Origin of the sequence: Rhizobacter sp. (assembly GCF_035702065.1) — a bacterium.
Lineage (GTDB): Bacteria > Pseudomonadota > Gammaproteobacteria > Burkholderiales > Burkholderiaceae_C > Rhizobacter.
This window is the reverse complement of record NZ_DASSRA010000269.1, coordinates 1-5,384: the sequence shown is the minus strand read 5'-3', so window position 1 is coordinate 5,384 and position 5,384 is coordinate 1. Positions and strand designations below refer to the sequence as shown.

Genomic DNA, 5,384 nt, shown 5'->3' with positions numbered 1-5,384 from the left:
GCGCGCGCTCCTCTTCCTGCAGCCGCAGGATCTTGCGCTGCACCTTGCCGGTGGTCGTCATCGGCAAGGCGTCGATGAACTCGATCTCCTTCGGGTACTCGTAAGGTGCGAGTTGGCCCCGCACGTGCCGCTGAAGCTCCTCTACCAGCGCCGGCGTGCCGCTGTGGCCGGCGGCGAGCACCACGTAGGCCTTGACGACTGCGCCGCGCTCGGCATCGGGTTTGGGCACCACCGCGGCGTTGGCCACCGCGGCGTGCTTCACGAGGCAGTTTTCGATCTCGCTCGGCCCGATGCGGTAGCCGGCGGCCTTGAACACGTCGTCGCTGCGGCCCTGGTACCAGAGGTAGCCGTCTTCATCCATCACGGCGGTGTCGCCGGTGCGGCACCACGAGTCGTTCGGATCTCCGGTGAACTTGGCGCGCGTGGCGTCGTCGTTCTTCCAGTAGCCCAGGAAGAAGATCGGGTCGGGCTGGCCGTGGATGTCGCGGCGGTGCACGGCCACGTCGCCGGGTGTGCCGCGCGGGCATTCGCGGCCTTCGTCATCGATCACGGCAATGCGGTGGCCGGGGTAGGGCCGGCCCATGCTGCCGGGGCGTGCAGGCCAGGCGGGGTGGGGGCTGCCGGTGGTGTCGACGTACTGGCCGCAGTTGCCCACCACGTAGTTGATCTCGGTCTGGCCGAACATCTCGTTGACGGTGACGCCGAGCTGCTGCTGGCAGTAGCCGAACACCGCATCACCCACCGCCTCGCCGGCGCTCATGATGGCGCGCAGCTTGAGGTCGTAGCGCTCCAGTGGTTGCGGCACGGCCTTCATCATGGCCTTGAGCGCCGTCGGAAAGAGGAAGGTGTTGGTCACGCCGTAGCGCGCCATCAGGTCGAATGCCTTCTCCGGCGTGAAGCGGCCCTGGTAGGCCACGATGGGGTGGCCGAAGTAGAGCGTGGGCAGCAGGGCGTCCATCAGGCCGCCGGTCCAGGCCCAGTCGGCGGGCGACCAGAATACGTCGCCACGCTGCGGGAACCAGTTCTGGCTGCACACGAAGCCCGACAGGTTGCCGATCAGCGCACGGTGCGGGATCAGCGCGCCCTTGGGCGGCCCGGTGGTGCCACTGGTGTAGATGAGCACGGCCGCATCGTCGGCATGGGTGACCTGCGCATGAAAGCTGGCCGGCTCACGGGCGAGCAGCGTCGTCCAGTCGGCATCGCCCTGGCCTTGCGCACCGCCCACCGCCACCACGCTGCGCAGCAATGGGCATTCGGCGCGTGCGGCGCGCAGGTTGGCGATGCTGCTCTCGTCGACCAGCGCCACGCCGGCCTCGCTGTGCTGCAGCCGGTAGGCCAGGGCCTCGGGGCCAAACAGCATCGACAAGGGCATGGCCACGGCCCCCAGCTGGTAGATGGCGATGTGGGCGATGGCGGTTTCAATGCGCTGCGGCATCACGATGGCCACGCGGTCACCGTGGCCCACGCCCAGCCGCTGCAGCGCGTGGCTGAGGCGATTGGCCTGCGCCTGCAGGCTGGCGTAGTCGCACTGCAGCGTCTGGCCGTTCTCGTGCTCGTAGAACACGGCCACCGCCTCCGGCGTTTCGCGCGCCCAGCGGCCGCAGCACACGTCGGCGATGTTGAAGCGCTTGGGCAGCTTCCAATGGAAGCCACGGTGGAGCTGGTCGTAGGCCGTGGGGGTGGGCTTGGGCATGCGGCGAGCATAGGGCGTGGGGCTTGTGGGGTGGCACGGGCGGGCCATTGCTCAGGGAATGCCCTAGGCGCTCAAGTTGCCGCCGGCCGTGCCGATATCCGCGCTAAGCGAGAGGCGTTCGTCATTCATCTGCCGCTCGCAAGACACCTACAGGAATGACGTTTTGCCCTACGCCCTACTGTCTGCCGTCCGAAGCCGCATCCGGCTGGGCGCAGCCGCGCCCTTCAACATCAGGGACATCGACCACACCCTGCTGCTCGCGCGCGGGCAGTTGATCCGCGACGAGGCCCAGCTCGACGCCTTGTTCAGCCGCGGCGCCGTGGTCGATGCCGCCGAGGTGAGGAACCCGCGCGCCGAGGTCGACAAGGCCCGCGCCGACCGCCTGCCGGCGCTGTGGAGCCGCAGCGTGGACCGCGTCGGCGGCATCCTGCGCACGCCCGAGTCGCCCGAGTTCGCCCATGCGCTCGACGAGGCGGCCGAGCCCGTGCTGGCCCTGGTCCAGCGCGACCCCGACCTTGCCATCTTCCAGGTGATCCGGCAGGCAGACGAGGGCAAGAGCTCGTACGGCGTCTCGCACTCGGTGCATGCCGCCATCGCCTGCTACCTGGTGGCACAGCGCCTGGGCTGGGGGCAGGACGATGTGGAGCGTGTGTTCAAGGCGGCGCTCACGATGAACGTCTCGATGATCGAGCTCCAGGGCCGACTGGCCACGCAGCTCACGCCGCCCACCGCCGCGCAGCGCAAGCAGATCCATGAGCACCCGCACCGCAGTGCCGAGATGCTGGAGGCCTCGGGCGTCACCGACGCCGATTGGCTCAACGCCGTGCGCCAGCACCACGAGGTGCCTGGCGGGCACGGCTACCCCAGCGGCGCCCAGGACGTGAGCGAGATGGCTTCGCTGCTGCGCCGGGTGGACGTCTACACGGCCAAGCTCAGCCCGCGCAACACACGCCAGGCGCTTGCGGCGAACCAGGCGGGGCGCGATCTCTTCCTGCAGGACAGCCAGCACCCGATGTCGGCGGCCATCATCAAGGAGTTCGGCATCTACCCGCCGGGTTGCCCCGTGCAGCTGCAAAGCGGCGAGGTGGGCATCGTGGTCAAGCGCGGCCCGACCGCCAACACGCCGCTGGTGGCGGCGCTCAGCAACGGCGACGGCGATGCCTTGCGTGAGCCTGTGCTGCGCCGGACCGAAGAGCCGAGCCAGGCTGTCGTGGCCGTGGTACCCGAGACGGCGCTGCGTGTGCGCGTGTCGCCCGAGAAGCTGCTGGCCCTGGCCGGGCGCGAACCGTCGGGTGCGTGACGCCCGCCCCGGGCAGGCCCGTCGCGATTGCGGCACACTGACGCGCTCCGTCCCACCTCTCTCTTCTTTCCATGCAGCACGTCACCCTCGGCCGCAGCGACCTGCGCGTCACCTCCATCTGCCTGGGCACCATGACCTTCGGCGAGCAGGTCGGCGAAGCACTGGCTCACCAGCTTCTCGACCATGCCGTGGCACGCGGCATCGACTTCATCGACACCGCCGAGATGTACTCGGTGCCGGCGCGGCGCGAGACCTACGGCGCCACCGAACGCATCATCGGCAACTGGTTCGCCAGCCGCCCCGGCATGCGCCAGAAGGTGGTGCTCGCCACCAAGGTGGCCGGCCCCTCGCGCAACATGGACTGGGTGCGCAACGGTGCCGCCAACCTCACACCGGCCGACATCCGCCAGGCCTGCGACGACAGCCTCGCGCGCCTGCGCACCGATTGCATTGACCTCTACCAGATCCACTGGCCCAACCGCAATGCGCCGATCTTCGGCGGCATCTACTTCGACCCGAAGCACGACAAGGAATACACCTCCATCCGCGAGCAGCTCGAGGCCTTGGCCGGCCTGGTGAAGGCGGGCAAGGTGCGCTACATCGGCTTGTCCAACGAGACGCCCTGGGGCGTGAGCGAGTTTGTCAAGCTGGCTGAGGCGCACGGTCTGCCGCGCGTGGCCACGGTGCAGAACCCGTACGCGCTCACCAGCCGTGCGCTCGACAACGGGCTGGACGAGACGCTTTACCGGCTGGATGTCTCGCTGCTGGCCTATTCACCGCTCGCTTTCGGGGCGCTCACCGGCAAGTACGACGCGACCGGCTTCCAGACATCGAAGGAACTGGGCCGCCTGGCCGCTTTCGAGTCCTCGCGCAAGCAGCGCTGGGGCCGCGCCGAGGCGCTCGAGGCCGCGCGGCTCTACAACGCGCTGGCGCGCCAGCACGGCCTCACGCCGACGCAACTGGCCCTGGCCTTCTGCTACACGTCGTGGCGCGTGGCCAGCACCATCATCGGCGTGACCAACCAGCAGCAGCTGGATGAGGATCTCGATGCCGCGAGCGTGACCTTGTCTGCCGAGCTGCTCGCAGAGATCGACACCATTCGCTGGAAGCACCGCGATCCGGCGCAATGATGCTGGCCCCCCAGTCGCTTCGCTCCTGCCCCCAAGGGGCGCCACCCAGCGGCCCGGCAAAGCCGGCTCCGCGGGTGTTGCTTGATCTGTCGCTTCGCTCCTGACGCATGGCCAAGAAGGATCACGTTTCTGAGACTCCCGCGACGCAGCTGCTCAAGTCGCGCAAGGTGCCCTACACCGAGCACATCTACGAGTACGTCGACCACGGCGGCACCACCGAGTCGGCGCGCCAGCTGGGCGTGGACGAGCACCACGTGGTGAAGACCCTGGTGATGGAAGACGAGAACGCCAAGCCGCTCATCGTGCTGATGCACGGTGACCGGCAGGTGAGCACCAAGAACCTCGCGCGGCAGATCGCCACCAAGAAGGTCGCGCCCTGCAAGCCCGAGGTGGCGCAGCGCCACAGCGGCTACATGGTGGGTGGCACCTCACCCTTCGGCACCAAGAAGGCCATGCCGGTCTACGTGGAAGAGAGCGTGCTCGCGCTGCCGCGCATCTACATCAACGGCGGGCGGCGGGGCTACCTGGTGGGCATCGCGCCGCAGGTGCTGGTCGAGGTGCTGGGCGCGAAGCCGGTGCAGTGTGCCGGTGCAGAATAGGCGCCTCGATAACAAGACACCCCCACAGGCCGTTCGATGGAGACTCTCTACGCTGCCGCCGCCACGCTCGCGGCCTACCTGATCGGCTCGCTCTCGTTCGCCGTGATCATCAGCCGCGTGATGGGCCTGTCGGACCCGCGCAGCTACGGCTCGGGCAACCCCGGCGCCACCAACGTGCTGCGCTCGGGCAACAAGACAGCCGCCATCCTCACGCTGGTGTTCGATGCGCTCAAGGGCTACGTGCCGGTGGTCCTGGCACTGGTCTTCGGCCCGCGCTTCGGCCTGGGCAATGGCACCGTGGCGCTGGTGGGCCTGGCGGCCTTCCTGGGGCACCTTTGGCCCGTGTTCTTCCGCTTCGAGGGGGGCAAGGGCGTGGCCACGGCGGCGGGCGTGCTGCTGGGTTTCAACCCCTGGCTGGGGCTGGCCACACTGGCCACCTGGCTGATCATCGCGGTGTTCTTCCGCTACTCGTCGCTGGCGTCCCTGGTGGCCGCGGCCTTCGCGCCCTTCTACCAGCTGCTGATCTGGGACCATGACGCCATCGCTGCGGCCATCGTGGTGATGAGCCTGCTGCTGATCTGGCGCCACAGTGCCAACATCCAGAAGCTCATCGCCGGCAAGGAAAGCAAGATCGGCCAGAAGGCCGGTGCCGCCGCCCACGC

The 5,384-nt window shown here is 68.6% G+C and carries 5 protein-coding genes; 4 read left to right on the top strand and 1 reads right to left on the bottom strand.

Features of this window, described 5'->3' with window-relative positions:
- The coding region (locus VFL64_RS12325) for an acetate--CoA ligase (protein WP_489540673.1) at nt 1-1,693 on the bottom strand (1,693 nt) is incomplete at its 3' end.
- A 163-nt stretch (nt 1,694-1,856) separates the two neighbouring features.
- Between VFL64_RS12325 and VFL64_RS12320 the strand changes: the two genes are divergently transcribed.
- The 4 genes from VFL64_RS12320 to plsY all read left to right on the top strand — a co-directional run.
- Nucleotides 1,857-2,993, top strand: coding sequence for an HD-GYP domain-containing protein (locus tag VFL64_RS12320; RefSeq protein ID WP_489540672.1), 1,137 nt, complete (start codon nt 1,857-1,859; stop codon nt 2,991-2,993).
- A 71-nt stretch (nt 2,994-3,064) separates the two neighbouring features.
- Nucleotides 3,065-4,123, top strand: a complete 1,059-nt coding sequence (locus tag VFL64_RS12315; RefSeq protein ID WP_489540671.1) for an aldo/keto reductase — start codon at nt 3,065-3,067, stop codon at nt 4,121-4,123.
- Between the two features lie 107 nt (nt 4,124-4,230).
- Nucleotides 4,231-4,722 carry a Cys-tRNA(Pro) deacylase gene (gene ybaK / locus VFL64_RS12310; protein ID WP_489540670.1) on the top strand — a complete coding sequence of 164 codons (492 nt, stop codon included), beginning with the start codon at nt 4,231-4,233 and terminating at the stop codon, nt 4,720-4,722.
- Between the two features lie 36 nt (nt 4,723-4,758).
- On the top strand, nt 4,759-5,384 hold a 626-nt coding region (gene plsY / locus VFL64_RS12305; protein ID WP_489540669.1), incomplete at its 3' end, for a glycerol-3-phosphate 1-O-acyltransferase PlsY.